This is a genomic window from Halomonas sp. (genome assembly GCF_034520545.1).
In the GTDB taxonomy this organism is placed as follows: domain Bacteria; phylum Pseudomonadota; class Gammaproteobacteria; order Pseudomonadales; family Halomonadaceae; genus Halomonas.
Genome location: NZ_JAXHNN010000002.1, coordinates 118,847 through 133,964, shown reverse-complemented (window position 1 = coordinate 133,964; position 15,118 = coordinate 118,847). Strand labels below are relative to the sequence as shown.

Genomic DNA, 15,118 nt, shown 5'->3' with positions numbered 1-15,118 from the left:
AAACATTTTCCATAAAATATTGACGCCCTGCGGCGGGATGCCTAGTCTTTGTATACAGAAATATTTTCCAAAAATAAAAACCTCACAGGAGGAAAGGTCATGACGCGCATGACTGCCGCTGAAGCCGCCGTTCACGTGCTCCGCAAGGAAGGCATCGATGTCGCCTTCGGGGTGCCCGGTGCCGCCATCAACCCCTTCTACGCCGCGATGCGTAAGCTTGGGGGTATCGACCATGTCCTGGCTCGTCACGTCGAGGGGGCATCGCACATGGCTGAGGGCTACACTCGTGCCCAGCCGGGCAACCTCGGGGTGTGCATCGGCACCTCCGGGCCGGCCGGCACCGATATGATCACCGGCCTGTACTCGGCCATCGCCGATTCCATCCCGATCTTGTGCATCACCGGTCAGGCACCTACCGGCAAGCTGCAGAAGGAGGACTTCCAGGCGGTAGATATCAAGGCTATCGCTGGTGCGGTCACCAAGTGGGCCATCACCGTACTGGAGCCGGCTCAGGTGCCGCGTGCCTTCCAGCAGGCCTTCCAGATCATGCGTAGCTCGCGCCCCGGACCGGTGCTGATCGACCTGCCTATCGACGTGCAGATGACCGAGATCGAGTTCGATCCGGACACCTACGAGCCGCTCCCGGCCTACCGGCCTAGCGCTAGCCGCGTCCAGATCGAGAAGGCGCTGACCATGCTCAACGAGGCCGACAAGCCGCTGTTGGTGGCCGGGGGCGGCATCATCAACGCCGACGCCAGCGAGCTGCTCACCGAGTTCGCCGAGATCACAGGCGTGCCGGTCATCCCGACCCTGATGGGTTGGGGGGCGATTCCCGACGATCACGACCTGATGGCCGGCATGGTGGGACTGCAGACCTCGCACCGCTACGGTAACGCGACCCTGCTCGAGTCCGACTTCGTGATGGGGATCGGCAACCGCTGGGCCAACCGCCACACCGGGGCGCTGGACACCTACACAGAGGGTCGCAAGTTCGTCCATGTGGACATCGAGCCGACCCAGATCGGGCGAATCTTCGGCCCTGACTACGGCATCGTCTCCGACGCCAAGGCGGCGCTCGAGCTGTTCATCGAGGTGGCCCGCGAGTGGCAGGCCGAGGGCAAGCTCAAGGAGCGCAGTCAGTGGGCCGAGGAGTGCCAGGAGCGCAAGCGCACCCTGCTGCGCAAGACCCACTTCGACAACGTGCCGGTTAAGCCGCAGCGCGTCTACGAAGAGATGAACAAGGCGTTCCGCAAGAACACCCGCTACGTCAGCACCATCGGCCTGTCACAGATCGCCGGCGCCCAGTTCCTGCACGTCTACAAGCCGCGCCACTGGATCAACTGTGGCCAGGCGGGCCCGCTGGGCTGGACCATTCCGGCCGCCCTCGGGGTGCGTCGCGCCGATCCGGACACCGAAATCGTCGCGCTCTCCGGCGACTATGATTTCCAGTTCATGATCGAGGAGCTGGCGGTCGGGGCGCAGTTCAACCTGCCCTACATCCATGTGGTGGTGAACAACTCCTACCTGGGGCTGATCCGCCAGGCCCAGCGCGGCTTCGAGATGGACTACCAGGTGCAGCTCGCCTTCGAGAACATCAACTGCCCGGAGATCAACGGCTATGGCGTGGATCACGTCTCCGTGGTCGAGGGGCTAGGCTGCAAGGCGATCCGCGTCACCGAGCCCGATCAGATCGCGCCGGCCTTCGCCGAGGCCCGCGAGCTGATGCAGCAGTATCGTGTGCCGGTGGTGGTCGAGGTCATTCTCGAGAAGGTGACCAACATCTCCATGGGCACCGACCTGGGCGGTATCAACGAGTTCGAGGCGCTGGCCGAGAACGCTGCCGACGCCCCGAGCTCCATCGCCGCGCTGCGCTGAGCCACCCTTCGCTTAGGGGCAGGCGGCTCGCCGCCGGTGGGGACCGGCGGCGAGCGCTCCGAGACGACAACTGAAACACACGAAAAGAGACAGGGAGATGCACATGGCCAAGTTTGCCGCCAATCTCAGCATGCTGTTCACCGAGGTCGACTTCCTCGACCGCTTCGAGGCCGCCGCCAAGGCTGGCTTCAAGGGTGTGGAGTACCTCTTCCCGTACGATTTCGAGGCCGCCGAGATCAAGAAGCGCCTCGACGGCAATGGCCTGACCCAGGTGCTGTTCAACCTGCCGGCCGGCGACTGGGGCGCGGGCGAGCGCGGCATCGCCTGCCATCCGGACCGCGTAGAGGAATTCCGCGCCGGCGTCGGTCGCGCCATCGAGTACGCCAGGGTACTGGGCAACACTCAGGTCAACTGCCTGGCCGGCATCCAGCCGGAGGGCGTCAGCGACGACGAGGCCCGCAAGATCCTGGTAGAGAACCTGCGCTTCGCCGCCGAGAAGCTCGAGGCCGAGGGCATCCTGTTGATCGCCGAGCCGATCAACACACGCGACATCCCTTGCTTCTTTCTAAACCGCACCGAGCAGGCTCTGGCGCTGTTCGACGAGGTGGGCAGCGAAAACCTGAAACTGCAGTACGACATCTATCACATGCAGATCATGGAAGGGGATCTGGCCCCGACCATCGAGAAGCACCTGGATCGCATCGCTCACGTGCAGCTGGCCGACAACCCGGGCCGCCACGAGCCGGGCACCGGCGAGATCAACTATCCCTTCCTGTTCGCGCACCTCGACCGCCTGGGCTATCAGGGTTGGATCGGCTGCGAGTACAAGCCCAAGGCGGGCACCAAGGAGGGACTGGGCTGGCTGGATGGCGCCAATAGCTGAATTGCCGCTTGTGGAGGGGCGCAGGCCTGTCGCCGGAAAAGCCCCGTGCAGTGGAGAACTTCATCGCAACATTTCGAGATGGCAGGAGAGAAATTATGAGCAAGATCGGCTTTATCGGACTGGGCATCATGGGCCGCCCCATGGCCGGCCACCTGCTGGACGCCGGCCATGAGCTGGTGACGGTCAAACGCGGCACCCTGGACGAGACGCTGGCCTCCAAGGGCATGCAGGAGCTCGCCGACCCCAAGGCGGTCGCCGAGGCCACCGAGGTGATCATCACCATGGTGCCGGACACCCCGGATGTCGAGCAGGTGCTGTTCGGCGAGGGCGGCGTTATCGAGGGCCTTAAGCCCGGCACCCTGGTGATCGACATGAGCTCCATCGCCCCGCTGGCCACCCAGGAGTTCGCCAAGCGCATACAGGAGGCCGGCGGTGAGTACGTCGACGCCCCGGTCTCCGGCGGCGAGGGCGGTGCCATCAATGCCGCCCTGACCATCATGGTCGGCGCCACCCCGGAAGGCTTCGAGCGCGCCCAGCCGCTGCTCGAGATCATGGGCAAGACCATCACTCACATCGGTGACCAGGGCGCCGGCCAGACCTGCAAGGTGGCCAACCAGATCGTCGTGGCCCTGACCATCGAGGCCGTCTCCGAGGGCCTGCTTTTCGCCTCCCGTGCGGGTGCCGACGTGGCCAAGGTCCGCGAGTCCTTGCTCGGCGGCCTGGCCCAGTCGAAGATCCTCGACGTGCATGGCGAGCGCATGATCAACCGCACCTTCGATCCGGGCTTCAAGATCCGCCTGCATCAGAAGGATCTCAACCTGGCATTGGAGGGCGCGCGTAGCCTCAACCTCGCGCTGCCCGGCACCGCCAATGCCCAGCAGCTGTTCCAGGCCTGTACCGCCCACGGCGGCGCCGACTGGGATCATGCTGGTATCCTGCGGGCCCTGGAGGCACTGGCCGACCACGAGGTAGGCCAGGCTTGAGTCTGCCCGCCGGCTCTCATGAGCCGGCGAGCGACAGGGAGATGACTGCTCCCTGATGGCAGGCGTCGGGTCGTCGCCTGCCTGATCGCCGCTGGCGATCCTTGCCCGGTGGTGGGTTCCCCCTGAAGTACCTTCCCGTCACCGGGCCTTTTCCGTGAAGGAGACTTCCCATGAAGACACCCAGTCCGTTGGTCACTGATGGCCCGTTCGAGACGCCGCGTGCCTGGCTCCGCCACTTGGCAGACACCTCGATCGCGGCCGTCCATCCCGATACACTTCTGCCCGACAGGCTCCCGGAACCACCGCCTGGCCGTACCGTGGTGGTAGGGGCCGGCAAGGCGGCGGCCGCCATGGCCGCCGCCCTGGAACGTGCCTGGCAGGAGCACCAACCCGAAGCGCTGCTGTCCGGCCTGGTGGTGACCCGCTATGGGCATGGTCCACAAGGGCAGGGCGTCGAGTGTCGCCATGTCGAGGTTCTCGAGGCCTCCCATCCCATGCCCGACGACCTGAGTGAAAAGGCCGCCCGTCGCATGCTCGAGGCCGTCGAGGACCTGGGCGAGGATGACCTGGTTATCGCCCTGATCTCCGGCGGTGGCTCGGCGCTGATGACACTGCCGGCGCCCGGCGTGTCGCTGGCCGAGAAGCAGGCGATCAACAAGGCGCTGCTGAGAAGTGGCGCGCCGATCCGCGAGATCAACACCGTCCGCCGGCACCTGTCGGCCATCAAGGGCGGGCGCCTGGCCGCGGCCGCTCATCCGGCTCGGGTGCTGACCTGGCTGATCTCGGATGTGCCCGGTGACGAAGCTTCGCTGGTGGCTTCGGGGCCGACCCTGCCGGATGCCACGACTCCCGACGATGCTCTGGCGATCCTCGAGCACCGCGGCATTGCGGTGTCTGAGGGGGTGCGCGGTCACCTGGCGGCCGATACCTCGGCCCCGCAACCCGGGGAGCCGGCCTTCGCCCGCGACGAGAGCGAGATCCTCGCCCGGGCCCGTGACGCTCTCGAGGCGGCTCGCATCGCCGCTGAGGCCGCGGGTGTCGAGGTGCGATTGCTTGGCGATGACCTGGAAGGCGAGGCCCGAGAGCTGGGGCGCGCCCAGGGGTGCCTGGCCCTGACCGCCCGCGAGGAGTGCCGAGCCCCGTTGCTGCTGCTCTCGGGCGGCGAGACCAGCGTCACCGTTCAGGGCGACGGCCGGGGAGGGCGCAATGTGGAGTACCTGCTGGGTCTCTTCGAGACTCTGCGCGGAGCCGAGGGCATCCATGCGCTGGCCATTGACACCGATGGCATCGACGGCTCCGAGGACAATGCCGGGGCGCTGTTTTCGCCCGAGGACTGGGCCCTTGCCCGGAGCCGGGGTCTCGACCCCGTTGACTATCTGTCACGCAATGATGCGTATACGTTTTTCCAGTCTCTGGACGACTTGATCGTCACCGGGCCGACGCGCACCAACGTCAACGATTTTCGTGCCATCCTGGTACTGCCGAGGACCCCATGATCCCGTCCGTCGTCCCAGGGTAGTCGCCATCCCGGGCCCGGCCGGCGATCGTGAGGTCCTGGAGGCGATCCTCGACGTGACCTCGACACAGCGCCGTGCCTGAGGCATGGGTCCTGTATACAATGAACCTGTTTGATGTGGTCATTCCCCTCGCGGGATGAGACGCTGGCGGCAGGAACACTCAGGGGACAGTTCATGCACGAATGGCAGGAGGAGGTGCTGGCCGATGTCAAGGCCGGCAGTCGCATTGGCGACCGGGATATTGTCAACAAGGTACGCCGGGCGGTGCTGATGCAGCGCCTGCCGCCCGGTACTCGGTTGCCGGAAGTGACCCTCGGCGAAGTCTTCGGGGTGAGTCGTTCGGTGGTGCGCAAGGCCCTGACCCGGCTGGCCTCCGAGCATGTGGTGGACCAGCGTCCCAACCAGGTGGCGCGGGTCCGCGCGCCGAGCATCGAGGAGACCCTTGAGACCTTCGCGGCCCGCCGCCTGGTGGAGGGGGAAATAGCGGCGCTGCTGGCCGGCCACCTCAATGCGGCTTCGCGTAACCGGCTCGCGTCGGAGGCCAGAGGCGAGATCGAGGCATACGGGCGGGAAGACGAGCCGGCCCGCATCGAGCATTCCCTGGCCATCCACCACCTTCTGGCGGAGCTCTCGCCCAATCGCGTGCTGGGTGCCATGCTCACCGATCTGATTCTGCGCACTTCCATCGTCATCGCCCTCTACAAGCGGTCGAGCCTGGCGTCCTGCTTCCTGCAGGGCGATCACACCTCGCTGCTCACGGCCCTCGAGCAGGGGGATGCCCAGGCGGCCCGAAAGGGCATCCATCAACACCTTGAGAGCCTCGAGGCGCTGCTGGACCTTAGCCCACGTGAGGCCAGCATCGACCTGAAGGCAATCCTCGGCCGCTCCCGGGACCAGGCCTGATCCGTATCAAGGCTGTGGCAGGTTCCACGGTCTTGTCTTGTCCGCCGGCGCACGCCTGGTCAACAATGCAGCGATCCTGTCGCAATTCGGGAATTTCGCATGTGCTCTCTTCTGCGCCGAGCCCTGCTCGCCTGGCTCGCCCTGACGACCCCCGCGGCCCTGGCCGAGGTGCCCACCGTGGCTGCTGCCTCGGACCTGCAGTTTGCCCTGACCGAGGCCGCTGAGCGCTTCGAGGACGAAACCGGACGAGAGCTGCGTCTCAATTTCGGCTCCTCCGGCAACTTTCGTCGCCAGATCGGTCAAGGAGCGCCCTTCGAACTCTACCTCTCTGCCGATGAAGCCTATGTGCTGGCCCTCCATGAAGAAGGGCGAACCCTGGACGAGGGCGTGGTCTACGCCGTGGGTCGGCTGGCGTGGCTGCAACGTCCCGGCCGCGACGACCTGCCCGACGCAGCCGACCCGCTGGCTGGCGTGCGCGAGGCCATTGACGCCCATCGGACCGAGCAGGGCAGGCCGCGCATCGCCCTGGCCAATCCCGAGCATGCCCCCTACGGCGTGGCGGCCCGGCAGGCTCTTGAACATGCCGGACTCTGGAAAGGGTCGGCCCCGCTGCGCATTCTCGGCGAAAACGTCTCCCAGGCCGCACAGTTTGCTCTGGCAGATGAGGCCCGCGGCGGACTGGTGGCCTGGTCACTGGCGCTAGCGCCGGCACTGGCCGAGCGTAGCGAGCACGTGCTGATCCCGGAGGAATGGCATGCCCCCCTGATGCAGCGCATGGCGCTGATCGAGGGGGCCGGCGAGACCGCTCGCGATTTCTATGCATGGCTTCAGCAGCCGATGGCCCGGGAGATCCTGGCAATGTACGGCTTTCGGGTGCCGAACGAAGCTAATTCCCGCTGATGGACTGGACGGCCCTTTCGGTCTCTCTGCGCCTGGCGGCGCTGACCTGCCTGCTGCTGCTGCCGCTGGGGCTCTGGCTGGGGCGTACCCTGGCGCTTTCACGCTTTCGCGGCAAGCCGCTGTGCGAGGCGCTGGTGGCGCTGCCCCTGGTGATGCCGCCGACGGTGCTGGGCTTCTACCTGATGCAGGCCTTCGGCGTCGAGGCTCCCTTTGGCGGTGCCTGGCAGTCGCTGACCGGTAGCGGGCTCAATTTCACCTTCACCGGGATCCTGATCGCCTCGCTGGTGGCCAACCTGCCCTTCGCCGTACAGCCGATCCAGCGCGCCTTCGAGACGATTCCTCCCAATCTGCGCGAAGCCGCCTGGTGCAGCGGCCTCTCTCCCGCCCGCACGCTGTGGCGTATCGAGCTGCCGCTGGTGTGGCCGGGTCTGATCTCGGCCCTGGCGCTGACCTTCGCCCATACCCTCGGCGAGTTCGGGGTGATCCTGATGGTTGGCGGGGCGATCGACGGCGAGACGCGCACCCTGGCCGTCGCCATCTACGACCGGGTGCAGGCCTTCGACGAGTCCGGGGCCGCCATCATGTCGGCCATGCTGCTGCTGATCTCCTTCCTGACCATCGGGGTGGTCTACGGCCTGGCAGGACGCCGGAGGTGGCGCCGTGGCTGAGCCGGATCTGCCCGCGAGCCAGGCCCGCCTGACGGTGCAGCTGCATCAGGCCGGACCGATCCCCCTGGACGCCGACTTCCACTGCGACGCCGGCGAGCTGCTGGCCCTGGTGGGTCCCTCTGGGAGCGGCAAGACCACCCTGCTGCGGGCCATCGCCGGGCTCTACCGACCGGCGCAGGGCGTGATCCGCTGTGCCGGCGAGACCTGGTTCGATGCCGAGGCTAGGCGCTCGCTGCGTCCCCAGCAGCGTCGCGTGGGGCTGGTGTTCCAGGACTATGCGCTCTTCCCGCACCTGGATGCGCACGCCAACGTCATGGTGGCCTTGGATCATCTGCCCGCCGCCGAGCGCGGGCAGGCCGCCGAGCAGTGGCTGGTACGAGTGCGCCTGGAGGGCCTTGCCGACCGGCTGCCGTCCGAGCTCTCCGGCGGCCAGCGCCAGCGGGTCGCCCTGGCCCGGGCACTGGCCAGGAGCCCGCGGGTGCTGCTGCTCGACGAACCCTTCTCGGCGGTGGACCAGGTCACCCGGCGGCGACTTCAACGCGAACTCGCCCTGCTGCGCGAGGAGATCCGGATCCCCATCGTGCTGGTCACCCACGACCTCGACGAGGCGGCCGCCCTGGCTGATCGTCTCTGTGTGCTGCACGCCGGCCGCAGCCTGCAACAGGCACCGGCCGAGCAGCTCTTCCGCCGGCCGGTCAGCCCCGAGGTGGCGCGGTTGCTCGACCGGCACAACGTCTTCACCGGCACGGTGGTAGCCGACGAGAAGGGGCGCCGTCTGCAATGGGGGCCCTGGCGCCTGGAGGTGGCGGAGGGCCTGGCGGCACTGAGGCCCGGCCAGCGAGTCAGCTGGTACCTGCCTCCCTCTGACGTGGTTCTCCATCGTCGCGGCCGCCCTTCGCGGGGAGAGCACGAGAACCCGGTCGAAGGCAGAGTGGTGGAGATGGCGGTGCTGGGCGGAATCACCTCCGTGGCACTGGCCTTCGATCACTGCGACGATACCCTGCGATTCGAGCTTTCCACCCATGCCGCGCGCCGCAATGGCCTGGCCCGCGGCGAGGCGGTGGGGGTCTCGCTGCTGGCCGCCGGGATCCACCTGATGCCCTGAGCCCGTGTTCCCTATTTTGAAATGTCCGATAGCTGAGGAAACCGCCATGAACACCACCCGACGCCAGCTGTTGCTGGGCCTGGCCCTGCTACCCGCCGCCTCCCTGTTACCGCCTGTCCTGTCTGCCGCCGATTCTCGGCCGCAGAGGCTCGAGACCGTACCCCTGGTGATCCACGCTGAGCAGGGTCCCCAACGGCTCGAGGTGGAGGCGGCCCGCACCACTCCCGAGCGAAGCCGAGGCCTGATGGAGCGTGATCACCTGGCGGAGCAGGGCGGTATGCTGTTCCTCTACGACCGTCCCCAGTCCTCGCGCAACGGCTTCTGGATGTATCGCACGCGAATCCCGCTGGATATTGCTTTCATCGACGAGGCGGGTCGCATTGCCGAGATCCATCGCATGACCCCATGCACGGCCGCCCAGGCGGGGGAGTGCCCGGTGACGCGCCCCTCGGTGCCCTACCGTGCGGCCCTGGAGGTCAATGCCGGCGGCTTCGAGGCGATGGGGGTGGCAGCGGGCGACTGTATGAGCTGGCCGGGTGACGGCGGGCTCTGTGCTCCTGGTGCCGGTCGCGATAATTGATGTCGCAGAATGCGGCGGTTTTTTGTTCAACGCTCCAGAGTCCGTAATATGGGAGACACGCATCATCACAGAGCTCGTCCCCTCAGGCCGGGCCAATCTTGCGAGGACACGCCATGAAACCGTCTCGTCATCTGACCCGGCTGGCCGCCGCCCTGGCTGGCGCCGCCGCCATCTCTCTCTCGCTGTCCGCACAGGCCCGCGAGCTATCCGTTTCCACCGTACTCTCCGACGCCTTCCCCTGGGGCCAGGCCGCCGAGAAGTGGGCCGAGCTGGTCGCCGAGCGTTCCGACGGCGAGCTGACCCTGCGGGTCTACCCCAATTCCCAGCTGGTCAACGGTGATCAGACGCGGGAATTCTCGGCCATGCGCTCGGGACTGATCGATGCCGCCGTGGGCTCGACCATCAACTGGTCGCCTCAGGTGCCGGAGCTCAACCTCTTCTCGCTGCCCTTCTTCATGGCCGACCTGGACGCCGTGGATGCGGTGACCGGCGGCGCGGCCGGAGAGATGGTCTTCGACGCCATCGAGTCCCGCGGCGTGATGCCCCTGGCCTGGGGCGAGAACGGTTTCCGGCAGCTCTCCAACTCACGTGGGCCCATCGACGAGCCGGAAGATCTCGACGGCCTGAAGATTCGCGTGGTGGGCTCGCCACTGTTCCAGGATACCTTCTCGGCCCTGGGTGCCAATCCCACTCAGATGAGCTGGGCCGACGCCAAGCCGGCACTGACCACCGGGGCGGTGGATGGCCAGGAGAATCCGCTCTCGGTATTCGACGTGGCACGCATCGACCAGGTGGGACAGGAATACCTGACCCTTTGGAACTACATGAACGACCCGCTGGTGTTCGCGGTGAACCGGCAGGTCTGGGATTCTCTCTCCGAAGAGGAGCGTACTCTGCTGCGGGAAGCCGCCGAGGAAGCCGGTGCCTGGGAAATCGAGATGACCCGCGATGAGGAGCCCGAGCGCCTGGCGGCGATCAAGGAGCGCGGTGTCACGGTCACCGAGCTTGACGAGGCGCAGCACCAGGCCTTCGTCGAAGCCACCGAGGACGTCCACGACGAATGGGTGCCGCGCATCGGCAGCGAGATCGTCGAGGCAGCCCGCGCCGACATGCAGGGCGAGTGATCTCCCGCAGCGCCCGTGCCATCGGCCCCTCCGCGGGGCCGATGGCGTCTTGAATCCCATGACGCCGCGCCGCCCATGAAACGTCCCGATGCAAGACTCGAGCGCCTCTTGGCGACCCTGGCGATCCTGATCATCGGCCTGATCAGCCTGGCCAATGTGCTGGTGCGCTATATCACCGATGCCTCCTTCGCCTTCACCGAGGAGTTCTCGGTATTCCTGCTGGTGGTGCTGACCTTCGCCGGCGCCTCCGTGGCGCTGCGCCGCAACGGCCATATTCGCATCGGGCTGCTGGAGCGCGCCCTGCCTGGAACCGCGCGCAAGGCATTGATCCTCTTCCAGGGGGGCTGCGGGCTCGTGGTGCTGGGGCTGATCACCTGGTACGGGGCCAGGATGACCTGGCAGGAGTTCCAGTGGGGCTCTCTCTCCCCGGGGCTGGGGCTGCCGCAGTGGTGGTACCTCGGCTGGTTGCCGCTGCTCTCGGGGCTGATGCTGTTGCGCCAGATACAGCAGACCCGCGATCGCCTGCGCGGGAGGCTCGAGGATGAGTCCTGATCTCTGGATGATCCTGGCCTTCGCCGGGCTGCTGATCGCCGGGGTGCCGGTGGCCTTCTCGCTTGGCCTGGCTGGTGCCGCGGGGATACTGGCCGGGCTGTCGCCGACCATGCTGGCGACACTTGGCACCAACACCTACAACAGCATCGCCAAGTACCCGCTGATCGCCATCCCGCTGTTCATTCTCACCGGCCTGATCTTTGAGCGAGCCGGCGTGGCGGCGCGGCTGGTGCGATTCGCCCAGGCGTTGATCGGGCCGCGCCACGGCGGCCTAGCCCTGGTGGCGGTGCTGGTCTGCATGATCATGGGCGGTATGAGCGGTTCGGGCCCGGCGGATGCCGCCGCGGTGGCCATGGTGATGCTGCCGAGCATGACGAAGGCCGGCTATCCCCGGCCCTTCTCGGCCACCCTGATCGCCGCCTCGGCTTCCACGGCGATCCTGATCCCGCCTTCGGTGGCGTTGATCCTCTACTCCATCGTGGTGCCGGGGGTCGATCTTCGCGCGCTGTTCGCGGCGGGGCTATTCCCGGGCATCCTTGCCGGGCTGGCGCTGCTGGGGCCGGCGTTGCTGGTCTCCCGTCGCTATGGCTGGGAGGGCAGCACGCCCGTGGACGGGGCCGAGCTTCCGCGGGTAGGCGAGAGCTTCCGGCAGGCGCTACCGGCGCTGTTCGCCCCGGTGCTGATCCTTGGCGGGCTGCGCAGCGGATTCTTCACGCCCACCGAGGCGGCCGTGGTGGCGGTCGCCTACGGCGCCCTGGTCGGCCTCTTCCTGACGCGGGAAATGAGCTGGCGGGACCTCTGGGGGCTGCTCGGCGAGGCGGCGGTAATCTCGGGCGTGGTGATGCTGATCATCGCCCTGGCCGGCATCTTCGCCTGGGCCGGCACCATGCTCGGCACCTTTCGTCACCTGGCGGAGTGGATCATCGGGCTCTCGGACAGCGGCCCACTCCTGCTGGTGCTGATCATGCTGGCGGTGCTGGTGGCCGGCATGCTGCTGGATGCCATCTCCATCTACCTGATCATGATGCCGATCCTGATCCCGGTAATGCAGCATTTCGGCTGGAACCCGGTGTGGTTCGGCATCCTGCTGGCGATGAACATCGCCATCGGCCAGTTCACCCCGCCTGTCGCGGTGAACCTGATGGTGACCACGGAAGTGGCGAAGGTCCGCCTGGAGCAGACTATGGGCTGGGCGCTGCTTTTCGTGGTGGCCATGGCGAGCGCCCTGGTGCTGGTCGCCGTGTTCCCCGAGATCGCCCTCTGGCTGCCTCGAGTGCTGGGCTACAACCTGGGGTAAGGCTCCCGTAGGGCCCTACCCCGTTCGTCTATCCCCCTTCACCTCGAACGCTCACTCCTGGCTCTTTTCCAGGGATTCCAGGGTGCGCTGATGCAGCCCCAGGCTGTCGGCATCGAAGAGGACGAAGCGCACCTTCTCGATGCTCGGACACTCGGGCAGTGTCTGCATTACCGTGGAAAGGGCGACCTGAGCGGCCTCGTCGGGCGGATAGCCAAAGGCACCGGCAGATATTGCCGGAAAGGCGATCGAGCGGATGCCCTCGCGCTCGGCCAGTTCCAGGGCGTTGCGGTAGCAGGCGGCCAGCAGCTCCTCGGCGGGCTCGTCGATGCCGTAGACCGGCCCAAGGCAGTGGATGACACGGTCATTGGGCAGCTCATGGGCGCCGGAGATCACCGCCTGGCCGGGCCGAATCGGTGCCAGCGGGCGGCACTCCTCGGCGAGCCCGGGGCCGGCGGCGCGATGCAGCGCGCCGGCCACGCCGCCGCCGATACGCAACTCCGCATTGGCGGCGTTGACGACGGCGTCGATGTCGGCTTGTTGGGCGATATCCCCCTTAACGCATTCGATGGTGGCCATCTTGCTTCCCTCCTGTCGACTGATACGTATCAGTCTGGCCGCCACAGCGGAAGGACTTCAAGGTCATCGCGCTGATCCTGGGCCAGCGGCAGACGCACGCGGGCTTCCCTTACCGTCTCTTTATCCAGGGTCAGCCAATGCCACTGCTCGTCGTTTCCGAAGGCGAGGGGTGGGTGGTCGTCGTCCACCAGCGGCGGGCAGAACAGCGACTGGCCCCAGTCGTCACCGGCACGGTTGAGGCTCAGCCAGTAGAGCTGGTTCTCCATGGCGCGGGTGGTGACGAAGGCGTGCCAACTGGCGAAGCTGAAGTCCCGGCTGAAGGCCACCGGATGCAGGATAAGCTCGACGCCTTCCCTGGCCAGACGCCTGGCCAGTTCCGGGAAGCGGAGGTCGTAGCAAATCACCACCCCGACCCGCCAGCCGGCGATCTCGGTGACCAGCAACTGCTCGCCCGGCGAGAAGTAAGCGTCCTCGCCGGAGGCGCCGAACTGGGCGCAGTGCAGCTTGTCGTAGACCCCCGCCAGGTGGCCATCGGGGCCAACCAGAACCTGGCTGATATGTCGCCGGCCAGCGGCGCGTCGGGCCATGCCGAAGGCGATGGTGGTACCGAGTTCCCGGGCCAGGTCGGTGAAGGCCATGACGACTGGCCCGGCAAGGTCGTCGTCGAGGGCATCCAGGCAGGCAAAGGCCTCGTCCCCATACTCCTGGGCCGCCAGTTCAGGCAGCACGATCAGGTCCGGGGTGCCCCCGATGCAGACCGCTCGCATTCGCTCGGTGAGGTGGCGCAGGTGGCTTAGCTGGTCACCGCGGCTGCGGGTGCGGGGGATGGCGATCTGGCCGGCAAGTAGCTGCATGCGGGCTCCTGAAAAGTGTGACATTCGCTTTAATCAGACACACAGACGTCGTGAAGGGTGCCATAGCTCCAGAGGCTGCATCCTGCGTGAGAAGTGCCGGCGAAAATTAACGCTCACTCAACGTGCTGAGGGGTCTAGACTCATCATATGGAAAAAGGCCTCATCACATGACCGCTTTTTTCGCTAAAGTAGGAAGGGGCGGCTAAGCCGCCGGCGGTCGTGTTACGGGGCTGCCATAACGGAACCCGTTTGCACAACACGTTTGTTGAAAATAAAGAGGTGTGTCCATGAAACGCCATGCATTCTCTGCTGCTGCCTTCACCGGCGCGATCCTGGGAGCCGCGATGTTCGCGTCGCCGGCTATGGCCCAGGATGAAGAGAAATTTATCACCATCGGTACCGGTGGCCAGACCGGGGTCTACTACGTGGTCGGCCAGTCGATCTGCCGCCTGGTCAACCGTCTGGAAGACGCCAACATCAAGTGCAACGCGCCCTCCACCGGCGGGTCGGTGGCCAACATCAACGGCATCAAGTCCGGTCAGTTGGATATGGGGGTCGCCCAGTCTGACGTCCAGTTCCAGGCCTACAATGGTACCGGCAACTTCGAAGGAGATGCCTTCGAGGAGCTGCGTGCTGTCTTCCGGGTTCATGGTGAGCCACTGACCCTGCTGGCCCGCGCCGATTCCGGTATCGAGGAACTCGATGACCTGGAAGGCAAGCGCGTCAACATCGGCAACCCCGGTTCCGGCCAGCGCAACACCATGGAAGTGGTGATGGACGCCAAGGGCTGGACCAAGGACACTTTCGCGCTGGCCTCCCAGCTCGATGCCGCCGAGCAGGCCGCGGCTCTGGCCGACAACAACGTCGACGCCATGGTCTACGTGGTCGGTCACCCCAACGGCTCCATCCAGGAAGCCACCACGACGGTCGATTCGCGCCTGATTCCGCTGAATGACGAGGATATCGATGCAATTGTCGAGGAGTATCCCTACTACTCCAAGTCAGTCATTCCCGGTGGCCTCTACAAGGGCAATCCTGACGACGTCGAGACCTTCGGTGTGGCAGCGACCTTCGTGACCACCTCCGAGGCCGACGACGAGGTCATCTATCAGACCGTCAAGGCAGTGTTCGACAACTTCGATCGCTTCAAGCGCCTGCATCCGGCCTTCGAGAACCTCAATCAGGAAGAGATGGTTACTTCTGGCCTGTCCGCTCCGCTGCACGAGGGGGCAGCCCGCTACTATCGCGAGCAGGGCTGGATCGAGTAAGGCAGCTTGTATGAGGTGATTTCACCTCGGTGA

At 66.2% G+C, this 15,118-nt stretch carries 15 protein-coding genes; 13 read left to right on the top strand and 2 right to left on the bottom strand.

Annotated features, from left to right (window positions below):
- The first annotated feature begins 99 nt into the window (after nucleotides 1-99).
- The 12 genes from gcl (at nucleotide 100) to U5L98_RS00570 (ending at nucleotide 12,387) form a co-directional block, all read left to right on the top strand.
- Nucleotides 100-1,875: a glyoxylate carboligase gene (gene gcl / locus U5L98_RS00625; protein ID WP_322556418.1), complete on the top strand. Its 1,776-nt coding sequence runs from the start codon at nucleotides 100-102 to the stop codon at nucleotides 1,873-1,875.
- Nucleotides 1,876-1,978: 103 nt separating this feature from the next.
- Complete coding sequence (hyi, locus tag U5L98_RS00620) at nucleotides 1,979-2,758, top strand: hydroxypyruvate isomerase (protein WP_322556417.1); 780 nt, start codon at nucleotides 1,979-1,981, stop codon at nucleotides 2,756-2,758.
- 95 nt (nucleotides 2,759-2,853) lie between these two features.
- The gene (locus tag U5L98_RS00615) at nucleotides 2,854-3,741 is read left to right on the top strand and encodes a 2-hydroxy-3-oxopropionate reductase (protein ID WP_322556416.1); all 888 of its coding nucleotides are present in this window, start codon (nucleotides 2,854-2,856) and stop codon (nucleotides 3,739-3,741) included.
- Nucleotides 3,742-3,911: 170 nt separating this feature from the next.
- Nucleotides 3,912-5,237 carry a glycerate kinase gene (locus tag U5L98_RS00610; RefSeq protein WP_322556415.1) on the top strand — a complete coding sequence of 442 codons (1,326 nt, stop codon included), beginning with the start codon at nucleotides 3,912-3,914 and terminating at the stop codon, nucleotides 5,235-5,237.
- Nucleotides 5,238-5,432: 195 nt separating this feature from the next.
- The gene (locus tag U5L98_RS00605; RefSeq protein WP_322556414.1) at nucleotides 5,433-6,161 is read left to right on the top strand and encodes a GntR family transcriptional regulator; all 729 of its coding nucleotides are present in this window, start codon (nucleotides 5,433-5,435) and stop codon (nucleotides 6,159-6,161) included.
- Between the two features lie 99 nt (nucleotides 6,162-6,260).
- A complete protein-coding gene (gene modA, locus U5L98_RS00600; protein WP_322556413.1) occupies nucleotides 6,261-7,061 on the top strand; it encodes a molybdate ABC transporter substrate-binding protein in 801 nt (266 codons plus the stop codon).
- Complete coding sequence (gene modB / locus U5L98_RS00595; protein ID WP_322556412.1) at nucleotides 7,061-7,729, top strand: molybdate ABC transporter permease subunit; 669 nt, start codon at nucleotides 7,061-7,063, stop codon at nucleotides 7,727-7,729. The genes modA and modB overlap by 1 nt, the downstream gene beginning before the upstream one ends.
- The gene (locus U5L98_RS00590) at nucleotides 7,722-8,834 is read left to right on the top strand and encodes an ABC transporter ATP-binding protein (RefSeq protein ID WP_322556411.1); all 1,113 of its coding nucleotides are present in this window, start codon (nucleotides 7,722-7,724) and stop codon (nucleotides 8,832-8,834) included. Before modB ends, U5L98_RS00590 begins: the two co-directional genes overlap by 8 nt.
- Nucleotides 8,835-8,880: 46 nt before the next feature.
- Nucleotides 8,881-9,414: a DUF192 domain-containing protein gene (locus U5L98_RS00585; protein WP_322556410.1), complete on the top strand. Its 534-nt coding sequence runs from the start codon at nucleotides 8,881-8,883 to the stop codon at nucleotides 9,412-9,414.
- A gap of 113 nt (nucleotides 9,415-9,527) precedes the next feature.
- Nucleotides 9,528-10,538 carry a DctP family TRAP transporter solute-binding subunit gene (locus U5L98_RS00580; protein ID WP_322556409.1) on the top strand — a complete coding sequence of 337 codons (1,011 nt, stop codon included), beginning with the start codon at nucleotides 9,528-9,530 and terminating at the stop codon, nucleotides 10,536-10,538.
- A 75-nt stretch (nucleotides 10,539-10,613) separates the two neighbouring features.
- Complete coding sequence (locus tag U5L98_RS00575) at nucleotides 10,614-11,090, top strand: TRAP transporter small permease (RefSeq protein WP_322556408.1); 477 nt, start codon at nucleotides 10,614-10,616, stop codon at nucleotides 11,088-11,090.
- Nucleotides 11,080-12,387, top strand: a complete 1,308-nt coding sequence (locus U5L98_RS00570) for a TRAP transporter large permease (RefSeq protein WP_322556407.1) — start codon at nucleotides 11,080-11,082, stop codon at nucleotides 12,385-12,387. The genes U5L98_RS00575 and U5L98_RS00570 overlap by 11 nt, the downstream gene beginning before the upstream one ends.
- A gap of 51 nt (nucleotides 12,388-12,438) precedes the next feature.
- On the opposite strand, the gene U5L98_RS00565 is transcribed toward U5L98_RS00570, so the two are convergent.
- Both U5L98_RS00565 and U5L98_RS00560 read right to left on the bottom strand, forming a co-directional pair.
- Complete coding sequence (locus tag U5L98_RS00565; RefSeq protein WP_322556406.1) at nucleotides 12,439-12,963, bottom strand: macro domain-containing protein; 525 nt, start codon at nucleotides 12,961-12,963, stop codon at nucleotides 12,439-12,441.
- A gap of 29 nt (nucleotides 12,964-12,992) precedes the next feature.
- Nucleotides 12,993-13,817, bottom strand: a complete 825-nt coding sequence (locus U5L98_RS00560; protein WP_322556405.1) for a carbon-nitrogen hydrolase family protein — start codon at nucleotides 13,815-13,817, stop codon at nucleotides 12,993-12,995.
- Nucleotides 13,818-14,104: 287 nt separating this feature from the next.
- Here U5L98_RS00560 and U5L98_RS00555 point away from each other — a divergent pair, with 287 nt between their 5' ends.
- The gene (locus U5L98_RS00555; protein WP_322556404.1) at nucleotides 14,105-15,085 is read left to right on the top strand and encodes a TAXI family TRAP transporter solute-binding subunit; all 981 of its coding nucleotides are present in this window, start codon (nucleotides 14,105-14,107) and stop codon (nucleotides 15,083-15,085) included.
- The last annotated feature ends 33 nt before the right edge of the window (nucleotides 15,086-15,118 follow it).

What these genes read in the sequence shown, in the direction of transcription:
- gcl (WP_322556418.1), top strand. Translation starts at nt 100, where the DNA reads ATGACGCGCATGACTGCCGCTGAAGCCGCCGTTCACGTGCTCCGCAAG.
- hyi (WP_322556417.1), top strand. Translation starts at nt 1,979, where the DNA reads ATGGCCAAGTTTGCCGCCAATCTCAGCATGCTGTTCACCGAGGTCGAC.
- U5L98_RS00615 (WP_322556416.1), top strand. Translation starts at nt 2,854, where the DNA reads ATGAGCAAGATCGGCTTTATCGGACTGGGCATCATGGGCCGCCCCATG.
- U5L98_RS00610 (WP_322556415.1), top strand. Translation starts at nt 3,912, where the DNA reads ATGAAGACACCCAGTCCGTTGGTCACTGATGGCCCGTTCGAGACGCCG.
- U5L98_RS00605 (WP_322556414.1), top strand. Translation starts at nt 5,433, where the DNA reads ATGCACGAATGGCAGGAGGAGGTGCTGGCCGATGTCAAGGCCGGCAGT.
- modA (WP_322556413.1), top strand. Translation starts at nt 6,261, where the DNA reads ATGTGCTCTCTTCTGCGCCGAGCCCTGCTCGCCTGGCTCGCCCTGACG.
- modB (WP_322556412.1), top strand. Translation starts at nt 7,061, where the DNA reads ATGGACTGGACGGCCCTTTCGGTCTCTCTGCGCCTGGCGGCGCTGACC.
- U5L98_RS00585 (WP_322556410.1), top strand. Translation starts at nt 8,881, where the DNA reads ATGAACACCACCCGACGCCAGCTGTTGCTGGGCCTGGCCCTGCTACCC.
- U5L98_RS00580 (WP_322556409.1), top strand. Translation starts at nt 9,528, where the DNA reads ATGAAACCGTCTCGTCATCTGACCCGGCTGGCCGCCGCCCTGGCTGGC.
- U5L98_RS00575 (WP_322556408.1), top strand. Translation starts at nt 10,614, where the DNA reads ATGAAACGTCCCGATGCAAGACTCGAGCGCCTCTTGGCGACCCTGGCG.
- U5L98_RS00570 (WP_322556407.1), top strand. Translation starts at nt 11,080, where the DNA reads ATGAGTCCTGATCTCTGGATGATCCTGGCCTTCGCCGGGCTGCTGATC.
- U5L98_RS00565 (WP_322556406.1), bottom strand. Translation starts at nt 12,963, where the DNA reads ATGGCCACCATCGAATGCGTTAAGGGGGATATCGCCCAACAAGCCGAC.
- U5L98_RS00560 (WP_322556405.1), bottom strand. Translation starts at nt 13,817, where the DNA reads ATGCAGCTACTTGCCGGCCAGATCGCCATCCCCCGCACCCGCAGCCGC.
- U5L98_RS00555 (WP_322556404.1), top strand. Translation starts at nt 14,105, where the DNA reads ATGAAACGCCATGCATTCTCTGCTGCTGCCTTCACCGGCGCGATCCTG.